Annotated in this window: 19 protein-coding genes, 1 tRNA gene and 1 riboswitch; of the genes, 10 read left to right on the top strand and 10 right to left on the bottom strand. The window is 36.1% G+C overall.

Features of this window, described 5'->3' with window-relative positions; genetic code table 11:
- Positions 1-50: 50 nt before the first annotated feature.
- The gene (locus BUB48_RS10440) at positions 51-692 is read right to left on the bottom strand and encodes a hypothetical protein (protein ID WP_084524494.1); all 642 of its coding nucleotides are present in this window, start codon (positions 690-692) and stop codon (positions 51-53) included.
- A gap of 176 nt (positions 693-868) precedes the next feature.
- Here BUB48_RS10440 and BUB48_RS10435 point away from each other — a divergent pair, with 176 nt between their 5' ends.
- Together BUB48_RS10435 and BUB48_RS10430 are read left to right on the top strand one after the other, a co-directional pair.
- Positions 869-1048 carry a hypothetical protein gene (locus BUB48_RS10435; protein ID WP_073026177.1) on the top strand — a complete coding sequence of 60 codons (180 nt, stop codon included), beginning with the start codon at positions 869-871 and terminating at the stop codon, positions 1046-1048.
- Positions 1049-1062: 14 nt separating this feature from the next.
- Positions 1063-2214 (top strand): THUMP domain-containing class I SAM-dependent RNA methyltransferase, encoded by a 1152-nt coding sequence (locus BUB48_RS10430; RefSeq protein WP_073026176.1) that lies wholly within the window; start codon positions 1063-1065, stop codon positions 2212-2214.
- Positions 2215-2218: 4 nt separating this feature from the next.
- Here BUB48_RS10430 and BUB48_RS10425 read toward each other — a convergent pair whose 3' ends face one another.
- Together BUB48_RS10425 and BUB48_RS10420 are read right to left on the bottom strand one after the other, a co-directional pair.
- A complete protein-coding gene (locus tag BUB48_RS10425) occupies positions 2219-2431 on the bottom strand; it encodes a DUF3006 domain-containing protein (RefSeq protein WP_073026175.1) in 213 nt (70 codons plus the stop codon).
- A gap of 32 nt (positions 2432-2463) precedes the next feature.
- Positions 2464-3420, bottom strand: coding sequence for a ComEC/Rec2 family competence protein (locus tag BUB48_RS10420; RefSeq protein WP_073026174.1), 957 nt, complete (start codon positions 3418-3420; stop codon positions 2464-2466).
- 361 nt (positions 3421-3781) lie between these two features.
- Between BUB48_RS10420 and BUB48_RS10415 the strand changes: the two genes are divergently transcribed.
- A tRNA-Thr gene (locus BUB48_RS10415) sits at positions 3782-3857 on the top strand.
- Between the two features lie 87 nt (positions 3858-3944).
- On the opposite strand, the gene BUB48_RS10410 is transcribed toward BUB48_RS10415, so the two are convergent.
- The 5 genes from BUB48_RS10410 to BUB48_RS10390 form a co-directional block, all read right to left on the bottom strand.
- The gene (locus tag BUB48_RS10410; protein WP_073026173.1) at positions 3945-4658 is read right to left on the bottom strand and encodes an alpha/beta fold hydrolase; all 714 of its coding nucleotides are present in this window, start codon (positions 4656-4658) and stop codon (positions 3945-3947) included.
- 12 nt (positions 4659-4670) lie between these two features.
- On the bottom strand, positions 4671-5009 hold the full coding sequence (locus BUB48_RS10405) for a hypothetical protein (RefSeq protein WP_073026172.1): 339 nt from the start codon (positions 5007-5009) through the stop codon (positions 4671-4673).
- 145 nt (positions 5010-5154) lie between these two features.
- Positions 5155-6747 (bottom strand): sigma-54 interaction domain-containing protein, encoded by a 1593-nt coding sequence (locus BUB48_RS10400; protein WP_242944200.1) that lies wholly within the window; start codon positions 6745-6747, stop codon positions 5155-5157.
- Between the two features lie 142 nt (positions 6748-6889).
- Positions 6890-7372 carry an NUDIX domain-containing protein gene (locus BUB48_RS10395; protein ID WP_073026171.1) on the bottom strand — a complete coding sequence of 161 codons (483 nt, stop codon included), beginning with the start codon at positions 7370-7372 and terminating at the stop codon, positions 6890-6892.
- A 188-nt stretch (positions 7373-7560) separates the two neighbouring features.
- On the bottom strand, positions 7561-8691 hold the full coding sequence (locus tag BUB48_RS10390; RefSeq protein WP_073026170.1) for a zinc-dependent alcohol dehydrogenase: 1131 nt from the start codon (positions 8689-8691) through the stop codon (positions 7561-7563).
- A 194-nt stretch (positions 8692-8885) separates the two neighbouring features.
- On the opposite strand from BUB48_RS10390, the gene BUB48_RS10385 reads away from it, so the two are divergent.
- Complete coding sequence (locus BUB48_RS10385; RefSeq protein ID WP_073026169.1) at positions 8886-9575, top strand: manganese catalase family protein; 690 nt, start codon at positions 8886-8888, stop codon at positions 9573-9575.
- A gap of 45 nt (positions 9576-9620) precedes the next feature.
- Here BUB48_RS10385 and BUB48_RS10380 read toward each other — a convergent pair whose 3' ends face one another.
- On the bottom strand, positions 9621-10916 hold the full coding sequence (locus BUB48_RS10380; protein ID WP_175548408.1) for a serpin family protein: 1296 nt from the start codon (positions 10914-10916) through the stop codon (positions 9621-9623).
- A gap of 154 nt (positions 10917-11070) precedes the next feature.
- Here BUB48_RS10380 and BUB48_RS10375 point away from each other — a divergent pair, with 154 nt between their 5' ends.
- From BUB48_RS10375 to BUB48_RS10360, 4 genes are all read left to right on the top strand, one after another.
- Complete coding sequence (locus BUB48_RS10375; RefSeq protein WP_073026168.1) at positions 11071-12381, top strand: putative DNA modification/repair radical SAM protein; 1311 nt, start codon at positions 11071-11073, stop codon at positions 12379-12381.
- Entirely contained in the window at positions 12381-13121 is a 741-nt protein-coding gene (locus tag BUB48_RS10370; protein WP_242944199.1) for a TIGR03915 family putative DNA repair protein, read from the top strand. Before BUB48_RS10375 ends, BUB48_RS10370 begins: the two co-directional genes overlap by 1 nt.
- 123 nt (positions 13122-13244) lie before the next feature.
- Positions 13245-13736 (top strand): C-GCAxxG-C-C family protein, encoded by a 492-nt coding sequence (locus BUB48_RS10365; RefSeq protein ID WP_073026167.1) that lies wholly within the window; start codon positions 13245-13247, stop codon positions 13734-13736.
- Between the two features lie 3 nt (positions 13737-13739).
- Positions 13740-14684, top strand: coding sequence for a TDT family transporter (locus BUB48_RS10360; RefSeq protein WP_073026166.1), 945 nt, complete (start codon positions 13740-13742; stop codon positions 14682-14684).
- 175 nt (positions 14685-14859) lie between these two features.
- Here the strand turns inward: BUB48_RS10360 and BUB48_RS10355 are convergent, their stop codons facing one another.
- Positions 14860-15378: a GNAT family N-acetyltransferase gene (locus BUB48_RS10355; RefSeq protein ID WP_073026165.1), complete on the bottom strand. Its 519-nt coding sequence runs from the start codon at positions 15376-15378 to the stop codon at positions 14860-14862.
- A 459-nt stretch (positions 15379-15837) separates the two neighbouring features.
- Positions 15838-15939: riboswitch (purine riboswitch) on the top strand.
- 107 nt (positions 15940-16046) lie between these two features.
- On the opposite strand from BUB48_RS10355, the gene BUB48_RS10350 reads away from it, so the two are divergent.
- Together BUB48_RS10350 and BUB48_RS10345 are read left to right on the top strand one after the other, a co-directional pair.
- The gene (locus BUB48_RS10350) at positions 16047-17465 is read left to right on the top strand and encodes an NCS2 family permease (protein ID WP_073026164.1); all 1419 of its coding nucleotides are present in this window, start codon (positions 16047-16049) and stop codon (positions 17463-17465) included.
- 153 nt (positions 17466-17618) lie between these two features.
- On the top strand, positions 17619-18380 hold the full coding sequence (locus BUB48_RS10345) for a threonine/serine exporter family protein (protein WP_073026163.1): 762 nt from the start codon (positions 17619-17621) through the stop codon (positions 18378-18380).
- Positions 18381-18383: the final 3 nt, after the last annotated feature.

Raw genomic sequence — 18383 nt, 5'->3', positions numbered from 1 at the left:
CTCAGGCTTTGGAGTCTCTTTGCCATGTTTTTTCAAATGTCATAATAGCTTTACTTTTCAGATAACTTGTAATTCTTTAAAAGGGACGATACCTGAAAGTCTCCATCAATATATTCTGATTTTACAAGACCTACGCCTTTGCAATAATAATAATTTGTAAAAGCACCGGTTTCATTGTATGTCTCTTTTATAACTATGCAATTTTCAAAGGTACCTGCAGGAACAGTGACTGTAGCATTGATATCCGTTATTTCACATTGGTCACCTTGGCTTTCCCACTTCGTTCCTATTTCTATAGGTGCTTTTATCATAATATTATTCATATTCTCTTTTTCATCCAATATATTTTTGTCATCATATACCTCTGCTTCTGAATAAGTACGAATCAAACTTTCGTCACTTAATACATAAATATTTGCTGATACGGTTCCTCCGTTATCAACCATTACCTGATATTTGTCATCTTTAGAATAAACAACCTTTTGAGTGTATGACGCATATTCATTTCCTATCCCTTCATACTCCCACTGATTTCCAACTGCAAGAGGATAGTAGGCTCCAACAGCCACTTTATCTTCTTTATTTTGAGGTTTTTCAGTATCAGGCTTATTCTCTTCTTGAGAGCAAGCCGTTAATAACATTACAGAAATCGCAATTACGACGGTATAAAAAACAGTTTTTTTGTAATTCAAAATAAACACCTCATTTATCTTTGTTTCTATTCTTTTATTATTGTCAAATGAACTTAATTATTTGACGAAGGAATCCACAATTAGTTTCAACTTACTCATATTTTTAAAATTATGTGATTTTTTATGTATTATTTTGGTATAATATAGATAAGTACAGACAAGGAGGTATTGATGTTATGAATAAGGGTATTAATAACTATCTGGTGTGGATAATAGTAATATTCCTGGAATGGTTCATTTTGACAATTGGCAAAAGCGCTCATTTATGGATCTTTGTCATCATACCAATAATTGCTGCATTAATATATACCGAATATAATAGCAAACCAGCAAAGAAAAGAAGAAACTTAAGATAACAAGGAGAGATGAAATGTCGTACATAGAATTATGCGCACCCTGCGGATTTGCTCTGGAAGCTGTACTGTCAAGGGAGATAAAAGAATTGGGATTTGATGTAACCAGAGTGGAAGATGGCAGGGTATACTTTTTGTCAGATGAATACGGCATAGCTAAAGCAAATCTTTGGCTTCGTACTGCTGATAGAATTCTAGTAAAAATAGGAGAATTCTATGCAACTTCTTTTGAAGAGCTTTTTGAAAACACTAAGCGCTTACCATGGCACGAATGGATACCCAAAGAAGGTTCTTTTCCTGCTGCAAAAGCCTCCTCAGTGAGATCCAAACTATTCAGTACCTCTGATATCCAGTCCATAGTAAAAAAGGCTGTGGTAGAAAGTCTTAAGAAAAAATATAAGATTAATTGGTTTAGCGAAACCGGTCCATCTTATCCCATACATATATTGATTTTTAAAGATAAGGTTACAATATATCTAGATACATCAGGGGTAGCATTGCATAAAAGAGGTTATAGAGAGATAGGCAGTACAGCACCAATAAGAGAAACACTTGCTGCAGCATTGGTATCCCTGACCCCGTGGAAAGAAGGTCGCTTATTGGTAGATCCTTTTTGCGGTTCAGGCACCATATTGATAGAAGCGGCTCTTAAGGGTCTGAATATAGCTCCCGGTCTTAGTAGGGATTTTGTATCTGAAAAATGGTTCAGAACACCTGAAAAATTATGGAACAGGGCACGGCAAGAAGCTCAAGACAGCATAAAGCCTCATAATGACATCCATATACAAGGCTATGATATAGATGAGAAAGTCATAAAAATTGCAAGAAGCAATGCCAAAAAAGCAGGCGTTGAAGAATATATACACTTTCAACAAAGAGATGTGAGGGATTTTTCAAGCAAAGAAAAATACGGTTTTATAGTAACAAACCCTCCCTATGGTGAAAGACTGGAAGACATTAAAACCGTGGAACAGCTTTACAGGGATATGGGTAAGGTGTTCTCAACCCTTGATACATGGTCTTTTTACATATTGACTGCCCATGATGGTTTTGAAAGATATTTCGGCAGAAAAGCGGATAAAAAAAGGAAGCTTTATAACGGTATGTTGAAAACTGATTTATATCAGTATTTCGGTCCAAAGCCTCCTAAAACAATTACTGTAGAATAGCATGTTATGTCCAGAGATCATCCATAAGTCTCTGGATTTTTTCTTTTCTCCTATTGGTCTCATCTAAGTCAATAAAATACTCATCGCCTTGCTGAATCAGAACATGACCTTCCTCCGCCTCTGCAGGTATCTTATCCCTCTCTATACTTACCATATTTCTGTTTTCGTCCTCACAAACGGCATAATTACCTTCAAACCTATCAATAATATATTTCATAGACTATCTCCTTCTTTGAAATATCTTTGGTTTTACTTTAAGGTTTCTTCAAAGGTTATAGCTTCTCCGTCAGAAACAGCTATTATGGTTCCGCTCTCATCGGTTCTGTAAATTTTAATGCTCTTTTTATTCAGCAACTCCATGGTTTCCCTGTGGGGATGTCCATATTTGTTATCCTTACCAACACATATAACTGCATATTTTGGATTGACTTTTGTCAAAAATTCCTGTGTAGTGGATGAGCTGCTTCCATGGTGTCCCACCTTCAAAACATCTGCAGTTAAATCATAGCCTCTTTCAATCATTTCTTTTTCTGAAACATCTTCTGCATCACCAGTGAACAGGAAAGAGTTATTTCCATGCTCCAGCTTGATAACTATTGAATAATTGTTTGTTTCCTTATAGTTATCACTATTGGGTGCAAGTATGGTAAAGCTGGCTTCACCAAAATTAACTGTTGTTCCAGGTATCGGAGTTGTAACCTTCATGCTTTTTTTCGCTATGGCATGTAATACATCTTCAAAGGTCTTTGTGGTACTGGTAGCTTTGGGCATATATATGACGCCTATATCAAAGCTTTCTATCACCGCATCCAATCCACCTATGTGATCCTCATGGGGATGGGTGCCTACAACATAGTCCAGCTTCTCTATGTTCTGAGATTTTATATATGTTACCACATCATCCGAGTCAGCGTTATTTCCTGCATCTATAAGCATGGTTTTTTCATTATTCTGTATGAGGATGCTATCGGCCTGTCCTACATCTATAAAATGTACCTTTAGTTGTCCAAGTTCAACATAATTATTTTTTTGTCCTGATTCTTTACTTGTACTTTCTATAGGATTAGCATTGCCTGTATTGTTTTGTTCCTCAATTGAAGCAGAATCATTTCCGATATCTATGCCTATATCATTGCCGTGACTTATAAAGGATAGGGCTACAGTTATTATCAAGAGTATTACATAGTATATAGGTTTCCGTCTCACATCAACACCTCCTGTCAAATAGGTTTATTATATCATATAGCAAGATGTATTATAAGTATTAATAACTTAAGTATTTATATTTTCATCAAATATAAGAAAGGCTTCTTTTAGAAACATTTTTAACAATCAAAGAAGCCTTTCGTCCGCGTTTGTACTGCATCTAACCTCCAAAGGGTTCAAGGTTCAGCAGAAATCCGATTGACAATTCCATAATTCAGAGAGCGCCTTCGCTTTCCTTGATTAAATTGTTAAAGAAATCCATTAGGTCAAGTTTATATTGAGATATATTTATATTTTTCTATGAGCTTTAAAAATTATTTGAAAGAATCACTAAAAGCTGCTAAAATTAATTAATAATGATGCTATTGTAGCTCAGTCGGTAGAGCAGCTGATTCGTAATCAGCAGGTCACGGGTTCGAGTCCCGTCAGTAGCTCCATAGAAAAAATAACTATCCGCTTCACGGGTAGTTATTTTTAATGGTTATGCATTTGCATTAGGTACTTCATCAATACCTAATGCTCATTTACAGCCTTATACACTCCAGCAGTCCCTTTGTATAGGCCTCTGGATTTGTAAGCAATCCCTCATGATCACATTCTACTTCTACAATAGGATGATCCCCCAAGGATTTGAACATTTCCAAAAACGCATTTGGAGGCACGGACATATCATTGGTGCAATAGAGTAGAACCATTGGTATATCCAACTTCTCAAAAGATTTTGCATCAACTGGGGTCTCCATGATCACAAGAGGCTGGGTAACAAGAATTTTCATTAATGCATCAAACTGCTCATCATTAGCCTGTGTAGCAAGCATTCCCCTTACAAACTTAGGATCAATGGGAATTGCTCCATCACCTCTTTGGGCAGCCATTTCACGCATAACATACTTAATATCATCAGGAACAAAATCAAACTGAGATTTTCCATGAGGTAATATCCAGGCATTGTTAAAAATGATCTTCTCCACCTTATCCTTAGCCAGTGGAATTGCCATCTGTATAATATGTCCGGCACTGGAGTGTCCAACAACAATGACCTTCTCCTTTTGATCATTCAGTGACTTTGTGACATAATCTACATAATCTTTATAAGTTACGTCCTTGCTATCCTCTGGTCCATTGCCCGGCAGAGTTAATGCTTCTACCTCATATCCTTCCTTTTCCAACAATTTAGAAACCGCATTCCAACACTGCCCATTGTGCCAGGCTCCGTGGATCAATACAATTTTACTCATAATTCAATCCTCCTATCTAAATTGATTATTTAAAAGCATATAACCTTCTTTTATCAAGTTGCATATGACAGCTGTACTGTTTGCCTCTTTTCCAAAATACTTTTCTGCTGATGCAGCTATTGATTGTGCTAAAAATCTTATAAAACTTTGGTCGTTGGTCTCTGAAATCCATAAAGTTATGATCAAATGATCTTTGTTGCTGCCTATGAAAGCTTCAGATATATCAAAGTAGTCCACAATAATATTGATCCTCTCTATACTGATTCGTGTCTTTTCTGAAAGCTCGCGGGTCAAGCCGCTGATATCAGCCTGGGTGTTTGTTTTTCTTGCTCTGATGACTATACAAGGCATTCAATCACCTCCGTCTTTTTACATTGCAAATTCTCTGCCAAGCTTAATTGGCAAAACTAAACTTAGATAACTGTATCTTTATAGAATCCAATAAAACAAAAAGAACTGTAAATTTTTTTTACAGTTCCATGTTTGTAATATATTTTTACAACCTAATATTAAGTTCCTTAATTTTCTTATATAGTGTTGGTCTTGATATTCCTAATCTTTTCGCAGTTCTCGTTATATTACAGTTTTCTTCTTTATAGACCCTCTTTATGACAATATCTCCTGCAATTTGCAGCAAACGTATTCCTTCTGGCAGCTTCCCACCAAAAGCCCTATTAAAATCCTCTTCCAATTTGGCTGCCATATAACATTCCTTTATACTGGTGGGAAGCACTGAATCATCAATAACTCCGTTTTCTGACAAAACCAGAGATCGCTCTATAATATTAATGAGCTCTCTTACATTCCCAGGCCAATGGTATGCTTCAAGATATTCCATTAATTTATCATCTATTGATATGATTTCTATACCGGTTTTATCTGAAAACTCTCTGATGTAATAGTTAAAAATAAGCCTTATATCTTGCTTCCTTGCCCTAAGTGGAGGTATATTCAACTGAATAACATTTATACGATAGTATAAGTCTTCTCTAAAGCTGCCTTTTCTGATTTCCTCTTGCAAATCCTTTTTTGAAGCTGCGATGACCCTTATATTTATAGGGATAGGTTTGTTTCCACCGATTCTATTTATAGTAGATGATGATAGGGCTCTTAATATCTTTACCTGAGCCTGCAAAGGCATGTTTTCGATTTCATCCAGAAAGAGAGTTCCTCCCGAAGCATATTCCAGCAATCCCTGCTTTCCGGCTTTAGCAGCTCCTGTGAAAGCACCTGCTTCATAACCAAAAAGCTCGCTTTCAATCAAGTCTTTTGGAATTGCACCACAATTGATAGCCACAAAGGGCTTGTCACGTCTAGTACTTTCGTTATGAATAGCCTGTGCGAATACCTCTTTTCCACTTCCGCTTTCTCCATAAATCAATATGGAGGAGTCTACCTTTGCTGCTCTTTTTGCTATTTTTATTGACTCAATAATAGCTTCAGACTTTCCTAAAATACTGCTAAAGGTGTAAAAATCTCTATACTGATTGATGCTTTTTACCTGTGAGTTCCGTTTTGCTGCCCTTGTTGCCTTTTTTAAAATCAGAGCTTCATAGAGCCTTGCCAGACTGTAGATAATGTTTAATGTATCCCTATTGACGGATGTGTTTAGAAAGGAAGCGTTTATTGTTCCTGCAATGTCATTATTTTCATTATAAAAAGGTGCTGCAGCACAACTGAATTGATGAAAAATATATTTATAGTGGTCAGGACCGATAACCATGAAAGGTTTGTTTTCTAGAATAGCCAAACAAGTAGAATTTGTTCCTATGCTTTTTTCTGAAGCATCTAAAAAATAACCTACCCTTGGGTATAGCTCATCATATATATCATCGTAATTTACTATATATTTAAGTTTTGCCATGTTGTCATATATGCTGATGCTTATATCTAAATCTTCCACTATTTTGCAAAACTCCTGATACTGAGGTTCTGCATACTCCGGTTGGTATTTCATAATATACTTTTCCTTATCCTCTGGTCTCATCAAAAGCTTTTCATCAAAATTATACAATGAAACCCCATGTTTCTTACAGCGCATCCATGAGTTCAAAATGTCCTGCTTTATGTGCTTATCATTAAAATCCATATCATTAACAAAGCACTCCCAGATTTATTTATAATTTGCCATAAATGCGCCCTCTCTCTCATCCTGTATAGTTTAATTATACAGATAAAAGAACATAAATGTAAAATTTCTTTACATTTACTTGAAGCTTTTTATTTCTCTATTATTTCTCTTCCTGCAATCCTAGATATGGATTGTATCCTATAAACCCTGACTCCAGGTCATCCCAAAACTTATCTCTTAAAATTTCAGGATATACATTGATAGATGTGTTTTCAATTTCTCTCCTGCTCAAGAAGCAACATTGTACTATATATTGCTTTTCCAACTCTGGATCAATGCCGGTTATTATATCATAACTATCAGCTTCTGCGCTAAAGTATAACTCCACATGATGTACATTCGTATCAGAATTCATTATAAACTCCCTTACATATGCAAGTTTTCCCGGCTTGCAATTAATACCACATTCTTCCTTTACTTCTCTTATAACAGCTTCAATGGCGCTTTCTTTCCCTTCCAAGCCTCCTCCGGGCAAAGTCCACCACTCTTCACCGGTGTATGGATCTTTGTGAAGAACAAGGAGTATTTCATTATTTTTGTTTAATATTATTGCTGCTGCTCTTACTCTGAATCTATACGTCATAAAAGTATCCTCCTGATTTATATTTGGTCATACTCTGGTCAATATATATTTTACAACAAAAAGAGAATCCTTTTTGATTTTTGGATTCTCAGGATATCTGTGATTTTTAGAATAATGTTTTAAATATTGGTCTTTTCAGGTATAATCTTCAAGACACAATAGGGTAAAGTCTCAATACTAGAGCTAGATCATGGTTTCAAAACAACCTTTATGCAATTATCCTTTTTCTCATCAAATATTTCATAGGCATATTCTCCCTTTTCCAATGGAAGTCTGTGGGTTATTATATCTGTGGCATCAAACTTTCCTTCCATTATTAGCTTTAAAATTTCATCTATATAGGAGTGAGCTGGGCATTGACCCATTTTTAGCGTAACATTCCTGGAGAAAAAATCTCCTAATGGAAAAGCATTATATCTACCCCCATATACGCCTACCATGGATACTGTGCCCCCTTTTCTTACAGCTTGTGTGGCTATTTCTATGGCTGATTTCGATCCACCCTGGAGCTTTAATGCTGATTCAATCATTTCAAAAACCGTCATCTTCCCGTCCATACCTACGCAATCGATTACCACATCGGCACCTCCATGGGTAATTTCTTTTATATATTCTCCCGTATTGTCATATTCATCAAAATTGATTACTTCTCCCAACTTATAACTCTTGGCATGTTCCAGACGATAATCGATATAATCCACAGCAATCACCCTCTCAGCTCCATGGAAAGCTGCCCATTTCATAGTCATGAGACCTATTGGTCCACAGCCCAGCACTACAACAGTATCTCCCTTTTTTACCCCGCTATTTACCACTCCCCAATAGGATGTAGGCAGGACATCTGTGAGAAACAGAACCTGCTCATCATCCAGTTCTTCAGGCACTACTCTAGGTCCAACATTGGCATAAGGAACCCTCAGATACTCTGCCTGACCTCCGTCGTATCCACCAAAGGTTTTGCTGTAACCAAAGTATCCTCCCACCTCTCCGTTGGTATTGGAATTGTCACACTGGCTCCACAGATCATGCTCACAGTACCAGCAATGGCCGCAGGCCACCGGAAAAGGCACTATAACTCTGTCACCCTTTTTTACCTTATATACATCCTTGCCTACTTCTTCTACTATACCCATAGTCTCATGGCCTAATATATATCCCTTGGTCATGTTGGGTACCATTCCGTGAATAAGGTGCAAGTCGGATCCACATATAGCTGTTGATGTTACTTTTACAATTATATCATCAGGATTCTTTATCTCCGGATCTCCTACATTTTTTACTTTTACATCCTTTATGCCTTCATATACTATGGCCTTCATATCATTCCTCCAATCATCATTTGCAATATTATATATTCAGAATCAATTAGCCGTCTTTAGTCTTAGTTGCAATTAATCTCCTGAATATTATTCTTTACTAATACAAAAATTATAACAGAGCTTATTTTTCTCAAGTTTTTCATATAGGCAAGATATTTTTATTTACATAATAATATCAAAAGGAGGTGCAATCGATGTTCAAACATGAAAAACAACTTCTCAATCCAGTAAGGGTAGATAGGCCTAACCCAAACTATGCGGCAATGCTTCAGGAACAACTTGGTGGACCTCAGGGTGAGTTGAAAGCTGCTATGCAGTACCTTTCTCAAAGTTTTAGAATCAAAGATCAGGAAATCAAAGATTTATTCCTCGATATTGCTTCAGAAGAATTGAGCCATATGGAAATGATAGCTACTACCATTAATCTTCTTAACGGACATAATCTAAATGGAAATAATGCAACAATAGGAAATATTGAAGCCCATGTGCTTACAGGCTTATCTCCCATGCTGTCCAATGCTTCAGGTTACTTATGGACTGCTGCTTATATAAATGAGACAGGAGATCTGGCAGCGGATATTCTTTCAAACATTGCCGCGGAACAAAGAGCAAAGGTAGTTTATGAGTATCTTTATAGGCAGATAAACGACAAAGGTGTCAGGGAAACTATCGACTTTCTCCTTAATCGTGAAGAAGCTCATAACACAATGTTCAGAGAAGCATTCAATAAGATACAGGATACAGGTTCATTGAAGGATTGGGGTATAACAAAGGATTCTAAGCTTTACTTCAACCTTTCCACACCGGGAGGACAATATTTCAATTTGGATAATCCTCAGCCACCAAGTTTTGAAAACCCAAGCCCCAGCTCTAGGAAAATGTGACTTCATTAAAAACGGCAGTGTTTTATACACTGCCGTTTCATATTTCTAATCAGCTTTTGGATTATTGATTACTCCTAAAAATAATGGACATTCATCCTCCCCTATAATGACGAATATAAAAGGTCTATCCAGAATCATTTCTGCCATGCCTTCTGGTCGTGCTGATCCTGCATAATCAATCTGGGTAAATGCGGTAGCTTCACAACCCCTTTCATCAATGGATATAGCTGCTGATTGCTTTACTTCTGAAACAAACAAGGGTTTAGTTTTTGATAAAGGTGTAAAGTCTGCAGTATTTATATCAAAAGCGCTCTTAATGCCTAACCTATCCATATGTTCTCTTAAATCTAATTGTACTTTATAGCTGAATTTTGGAATCTTGAAAATTACTTTTCCAAATTGGCTTTTCTCTGAAGATATGGCATCAATAGCTTCTGACAGCCATTTTGAATCTGATATTATGTCTGTAGGAGATATGCCTTCATCAGGCAAAATAAACACCATTCTACCTCCATTTTTAAAGGAAAGATAAGATGATGTATAACCATCGGCCTTTACATATCCATGACTTTCATGGATCATGTTCATAAAATCACATTTTATGGTACTGCCATCACCAAGATAGAAAACATCCTCTTCAGTTTTATCAGCATTGAATCTGTCCACCCACTCATCATAAAAGTATATGGTATTTAAAAAAACCATAACCTGTTCCGGGTTTGCCATAAAATCTTTTGGACTATTGCCTAGCTTTCCTCCTGTATTTTCTGATATCCAATCACTGATTTTTTTTGATGTATCCTTATCATCAAAATCTACATGAAAAGAATAGGAATAATAATCTGTAGCCATTCTATCCAAAAACTCCTTATTAAATTGGATGTCCTTATTAAGCCATAAAGAGTTTGCCAAATTCAACTTCCCGATTTCATTATGGAAATACAGTTTTCTAAATAGCTTTCCTGTCTCTTTACCTATTATACCTGAATCATTCATATGAATTGCATCTAGTATTTCCTGCCGCGTATCTCCCTTAGAACTTTCAGCCATCATCGCGAAAGCCATATACAAACTTATGGGAGAATAAAGGCTATTTGATTTTATATCCTGTTCTTTTAAGATAACTGATGCAGATTCATAGGAAAACTTTTTCACATTAGTGAGAAATGCCTCGTCTATGTCCTCCATACGATTGCGTTTCTCTTCAAAATCATCAAACCTTATTTTGCTGGGATATTCAGGTGCTGCGACTATATAGCTTGAAGATGTGCTAATAGTCATATTTAAAATTAATACAAAGATGATCAATAAGATGCCTAAAGCAAATGATCGTTTATTCACTATTGTCACTTCCTTAATATATTTTAAAATATTTAATTTGATCATATAGACGATATTAAATGTAAATTGTTCCCGTAAAATACCGAACATACGTTTGATTTACTGGGGTTTTTCTGATAAAATAATAGCATAAAGTAGTAATGGAGTGGATTAAATGGAACTCATTGATAAGATAAAAATATTAGCAGATTCTGCTAAATATGATGTATCCTGCTCTTCCAGTGGAAGCGACAGAAAAAATAAAAAAGGTGGATTAGGCAATGCGGCTCCCTCCGGCATTTGTCACAGCTGGACTCCTGATGGAAGATGCATATCATTGTTAAAAGTATTATTTACAAATCATTGCATATATGATTGTAAGTACTGCGTCAACAGAAGTTCCAACGATATTCCCCGAGCTTCCTTCACTCCCGAAGAGTTGGTAAACCTCACGATTAACTTTTATAGAAGAAATTATATAGAAGGTCTTTTTCTCAGCTCGGCAGTATGGGTTAGCCCGGATTATACCATGGAGCTGCTTTTGAAATCTGTTAAAAAACTTCGTGAAGAAGTAAACTTCAATGGATATATCCATCTAAAAGCCATTCCCGGTGCCAACAGCGCTTTGATAGAAGAAGCAGGTAAATATGTTGATAGAATGAGTGTAAATATTGAACTCCCTTCCAGTGAAAGCCTTAAGCTTCTTGCTCCACAGAAAACAAAAAAATCCATCACAGAACCCATGGGCTTGATAAAATCCAAAATAATTGAAAATCAGGAAGAGAGACACAGGTTTAAAAATGCGCCCTACTTCGTTCCCGGAGGACAGTCCACACAGTTGATTATAGGTGCTTCAAGAGACAATGACTTGAAGATATTGAGGCTTTCTGAATCCTTGTATAAAAACTACAACCTCAAGAGAGTATATTATTCTGCATATATACCGGTATCAGACCACCCAAGCCTTCCTTCTATAAGCAACCCTCCATTGCTACGCGAGCATAGACTCTATCAGGCAGATTGGCTACTTAGGTACTACGGTTTTAACTCTAATGAGATTTTGGATGAAAAGAACCCAAATTTTGATGAACTTTTGGACCCTAAAAGTGACTGGGCATTAAGAAACATCGACAAATTTCCTGTAGAAGTAAACAAGGCTGACTATTATATGCTGCTAAGGGTCCCCGGTATTGGTGTAAAATCAGCCCAGAGGATATTACAGGCAAGGAAAGTTTCTATTCTTGATTTTGATGATTTAAAAAAGCTAGGCGTAGTATTGAAGAGAGCCAAATACTTCATCACTTGCAAAGGCAGGTATTTTCAAGACAGGAATTTTGTAAACAATCCGCCTATGATAAGAAATCACCTTCTTTTGGAAGATAAAATAAAGATAAATGAAGATGCAGAGCAATTGTCGTTTTTTCAGCTTTATCCTCAGATCATGAATCCCATTGAGAAAATATCTAGAATTACAGGTGAGTTATAATGATGCTTTATTATATTTATGATGGAACCTTTGAAGGCCTTTTGACAGCTATATATGATGCTTATTATGAAAGGGAAAACCCGGAACTGATCGTGGCTATGGATAACTTTACTGACAACTTTCTGATTCAAAGGCGCTATATTGATACCGATGAAAAAAAGGCTACAAAGGTTCATAATGGTATAATCAACAAAATTTCTGAAGATGCTTTGACCAATATTATGTATGCTTATTTATCAGAACATGAAAATGCAGGCAAGTATATTTTGGAATATTTGCGCTTTGGATTTAAGGTCGGCAGACTTGTTGACTCCTATCTATCAGATGATAGGGTACATAATATACATAAACTGGCGAGAAAAGTGAGCAGAGAAAGGCATCTGTTATTAGGCATAATCAGGTTCAGGCTTCTCAGCAACAATATTTATTATGCTCCCATAGATACCCAGTATAATACAGCCTGTCTATTGGGAGATCACTTTGCTGCCAGGATGGCTGACCAAATATTCGTTATCCACGACGTAAAAAGAAACTACGGTGTATTCTATGACAAATCCAAATGGTTCATAAGTGACATAGATACCAAGGGAAACCTTGATTTGCATGAAAAAGAGCTGTTTTATCAGGAACTATGGAAGAAATATTTTGAAAGTACAACCATTAAAGATAGATTAAATCCAAAGCTCCAGTCCCATTTTATGCCCAAAAGATACTGGAAATACCTTGTGGAAATGAAGTAAAATATTGTCTATAGATTTTCGCTATTAATAAATAATACTATATAGAATATAACTATTTGTATTGTTAAGGCCTGTCTAATATACTTATCAATGGGATTATTATATTATACAGGAGGATATAAAATGAACAAGAAGGAATTTGTTGAATCCATTCGCAATGAAGCAGAAGGTTATTTCAAAAGAGGCGAGTTTTTCTGCTCAGAATCTGTAGTCTATACAATCAATAAACTTTTAGGTAGCCCTTACAATGAAGATGTTGTAAGATTAGCATCTGCATTTCCTATTGGTCTTGGCAAATCTGGCTGCTTATGCGGTGCAGTAAGCGGAGGTGCTATGGCTTTAGGTATGGCCTATGGCAGAAAGCTTGGCGAACCTATGAATGAAAAAATGTTCCCTGCCTCAGCACAACTTCATGATCATATAAAGGATATTTATAAAAGCACATGCTGTAGAGTACTTGTAAAGAATTACGACTTTGGAAGCCCTGAAAGAAAAGCCCATTGTGTTAAGATTACAGGTGAAGTTGCTGCATGGATAGCAGAGAAATTACTGGAAGATCCTGAGATTGGCAGCAGGATAGCAACTATCAATAACATAAAAGAGGAGAATGAATAATCTATGATGATCAAGAAGTTACCCATTCCCATTTCTGGTCTGATGCTGGCATGTGCTGCCGCCGGGAATCTGGTTGGGTCTTATGGAAGCCTTTACAAAAACCTCTTTGGTATTATTGCGACCATCATAATGATTAAGCTGTTGATAAAAGCAATTACCATGCCTAATTCTATAAAAGAAGGCTTTGACAATCCAGTTGTAGCCAGCGTAATTCCCACATTTTCAATGGGAGTCATGTTATTGTCAACATATATTAAACCCTATGCTTCATCAGCAGCATACTTTATATGGTTGGCAGGTCTGATCCTGCATTGCCTGCTTATTATACTATTTACTATAAAGTATATTGCCAATTTTAATATTAAAAAAGTATTTCCGAGCTACTTCATTGTTTATGTTGGAATAGTCTGTGCCAGCGTGACCGCACCGGCATTTGGCATCACTCAGCTTGGACAATATATATTCTGGTTTGGTCTAGTAACCTATATTATACTTTTGCCTGTAGTTATATATAGAGTTTTATCCATAAAGGAAATACCAGAACCAGCAATGCCAACATTAGCCATATTCACTGCTCCGGCAAGCCTTTGCCTTGCTGGATACCTAAACTCATTTCAGAGCAAGAATACGGCGATGGTAGGATTTTTAGCCATACTGGCCCTATTGATGTTTATAGCTGTAATGGCTACTATGCCTAAATTGCTGAAACTAAAGTTCTATCCCAGTTATTCTGCCTTCACCTTTCCATTTGTAATAACAGCTACAGCTATGAAAGGTACCAATGCTTATTTCATGAATATTGGCAGTGGTATACCCGTCCTAAAGTATTTAGTACCTATACTTGAAATATGGGCGATTATTATGGTGATTTATGTTCTAATAAGGTATATGATTTTCATGTTCTCAAATACAGAAGCTTCCAAGGGCACACCAGCCGTAAAAGCATAAAAACAGAAATGACAAGGGATGTAATGTTCCTTGTCATTTCTGTTTTTTGAATAATGTATGGATTCCACTTACATAATAAGGGACTACTACGCATTTTAAAAAACATGTTACATATTAATTTATTGATAACCTAATTTTATCTTTATATTTAAAAGCTTATATACTCCTTTGCTTTTTACTTACATTTTGATTCATAATAGGCACAACTCATACCAAAGATCTCTATGTCCTTTATATACTTCAATCCTATCTTTTCTATAACCCTTCTGGAAGCTATGTTCTCTATCTTGGCAAAGGCTACAATCCTGTTTAATCCAATTTTGTCAAAACCAAATACTAATGCAGCCCCTGCGGCCTCAGTAGCATAACCTAAGCCCCAATGCTCCTTACCAAAACCATAAAGAACTTCTACTTCATCATTTTGCTTTACATAGTTAAGTCCACAATGTCCAATTATCTTCCCACTGTTTTTTTCTATTACAGCCCAAATTCCATATTCCTTTTCCTCCCAATGTTTTGATATGCTATCTAGAAACTTTTTAACTTCTTCTTCAGTATAGCCTCTTCCTCTTGGAAGCCATTGCCCTACTTCATCCTGCCCCATTATTTTTGAATATTCATCTAAGTCCTCAGCTTTAAAATGACGCAAATAAAGCCTGTTCGTTTCCAGTTCATTATTTTTCAGATTTATCATTACAATCTCCATCCTCTCGCAATACTTATCACTTCCGAATGTTTAAGTCTATAAATATGTTTTAATTTTGACAAGTTTTCTAAGCATAACAAGCAATGCTCAGTTTATTAAGCTGGTTTTGAAATGTATTACTATTGTATCATAATGTTGTTACATGTAAATATTTATCCATATTCTCAATATAAAATGGTCTTCATTGAATTTTATATTGCATCATTATTCAAGTTATTTCCTTTTATTGTATTATTGCTTTAGCAAAACAACATATCTAATCACTTCCTAATAGTATAAATACTTGCAAAAGTATTCAATATAAATAGTACCAATTCTTTTAAAACGAAATATGACAAATTCATCAGATAATGCATATAAGCATAATTTATGGTTCGCATATAACATTTTTATATGAAATGTTACAAAACACACTTGCCATACATAGTACATGTATGATAAAATACGAACATAAATGAGAAAATCACCAATATAATTTGGGCGATATGGGCCTAAAGTTTCTACCGAACAACCGTAAATTGTTCGACTATTGGGAATATATTTCACTCCATTGTATAATGTGGTGATTGTATTCTCTGATGAATTTGCGGCGATTGGTTTAACCAATTGCTATTCTATTGGTGAAATCTACATTAAAATAATGGAGGGAATTATACGTGGAGAAATTTTTCAAGCTTAAAGAACATGGCACTACTGTTTCTACAGAAATTGTAGCCGGTCTTACTACATTCTTTGCTATGTCCTACATCATTTTTGTTAACCCCAGTATGCTATCACAGACTGGTATGCCATGGGGTGCTGTATTCCTTGCAACAATCATCGCTTCAATAGCTGGAACATTAGTAATGGGGTTATTCGCAAATGTTCCATACGCCCAAGCACCTGGTATGGGATTGAATGCTTTCTTCACCTATACAGTATGCTTTGGTCTAGGATTTACTTGGCAGCAAGCTCTTGCTATGGTTTTCATTTGCGGCTTGGTAAACATTTTTATTACAGTAACTAAAATCCGTAAATCAATTATAAAAGCTATACCTGTAAGCCTTCAGAATGCAATTGGTGGCGGTATCGGTATTTTCATCGCTTATATAGGAGTTAAAAACGCTGGACTTATTAACTTTACTTCCGATCCAGGCAAAAACATTATTTTAGATAGTGGAACAGTAATAGCTGATGCAAGCGCAGTTCCTGCTCTTGTAACTTTGAACACTCCTTCTGTTTTGTTAGCTATAATCGGTCTTGTATTAACTATTGTGTTATTAGTACTTAAGGTAAAAGGCGCAATATTGATTGGAATCATAGGAACTACAATAATCGGTATACCTATGGGTGTTGTTGATATATCTTCTTTAGGTACAACAGCCGGAGTAGGCTCTGCCTTTGTGGAGCTGGGCACTACATTTGGTGCAGCCTTTGGCAAAGAAGGATTGCTATCACTGTTTGCTGATGCTTCAAAAATTCCATTAGTTCTTATGACCATATTCGCATTCAGTTTGTCAGATACATTCGATACAATAGGTACTTTCATAGGTACAGGGCGTAGAAGCGGCATTTTCAGCGAAGAAGATGAAAAAGCTATGGAATCTAATCCAGGCTTCAAATCCAAAATGGATAAAGCTCTCTTTGCAGATGCCATTGCAACATCCATCGGTGCATTGTTCGGAACTTCAAATACAACTACTTATGTTGAAAGTGCAGCAGGTATTGGCGCCGGCGGAAGAACAGGATTAACCAGTGTTGTTACTGCAGCCCTCTTCGCTATCTGCATATTCTTGGCTCCTATTGCAGGCATAGTACCTTCTGCTGCTACAGCTCCGGCTCTTATAGTTGTCGGTATAATGATGATGTCATCATTTAAGGAAATAAAATGGGATGATTTGGATGAAGCCATACCAGCTTTCTTCGCAGGTGTATTCATGGCTCTATGCTATAGTATTTCCTATGGTATTGCAACAAGCTTCATATTCTACTGCATAGTAAAAATATGCAAGAAAGAAACCAAAGACTTACATCCTATATTAATAGCATCCACTTTTCTATTTATATTAAACTTCATATTGCTGGCTTTCATTTAGCAGTAATGTTTAAGCGCCTGATTCCAAATAATCAGGCGCTTTTTAATTATCTGAATATTGCTTTTTAGATTGTTATTGATATTTTTGTGGATTATACTATATATGATTTCTAAATACACATTGTAACTAGTTTTAATTAGAGCGGTGATTGATATGGATGTAAAAGAAGTCTTAGATATTGCAATGCTCAGCGGTGAGATTCTTCTTACCAACGGCTCAGAAACATACAGAGTAGAAGAAACTATTGAGCGGATATGCAGTGCATATGATATCGAAAGTGAATGTTTCGTTGTTCCTACTGGTATTTTTCTATCCGGTTGTTCTAAAAACGATACAAAAGACTCAATATCATTAGTGAAGAGAATAAAAGAAAGAACTATAAATCTGCATAAGATCGAGATGATAAATTCTTTTTCAAGAAGTCTGAAAGACAGGAGAATCTCTTATGATGAAGCAATGAAGTTTTTAAAGGGACTGGATTCGGCTCCGTCTTTTCCTTACTATAAAAGTCTCCTAGCGGCAGGCGTTACTTCCTTCGCCTATGCCATGTTGTTTGGCAGTTCTGCCATAAACGGAATAGTTGCTGCTTTCATTAGTATACTCATATATTACGCAGAAGACAAAATAACTGTCATCAACCTGTTGCCTTTCTTTTCAGAGTTTATTTGGAGCTTTATTACAGGAATACTGGCTGTGTTTATCAATAAATATATATTGCCCATAAATATTGATTCGGTAATAATAGGTTCAATTATAGTGCTGTTCCCAGGCATTGCCATAACCAATGGCATAAGGGATGCATTGTATGGTGATATCCTATCCAGCCAAGTTAGATTGGCAGAGGCTTTATATACTGTTACTGCCATAGGTGCAGGTGTAGGTATTTCTTTATTACTTATGAAGTATTGGATGTGATAA

Origin of the sequence: Lutispora thermophila DSM 19022 (genome assembly GCF_900142105.1) — a bacterium.
Taxonomy (GTDB): domain Bacteria; phylum Bacillota; class Clostridia; order Lutisporales; family Lutisporaceae; genus Lutispora; species Lutispora thermophila.
Note: the sequence above shows the minus strand (reverse complement) of the source record. Positions and strands in the feature narration are given on the sequence as shown.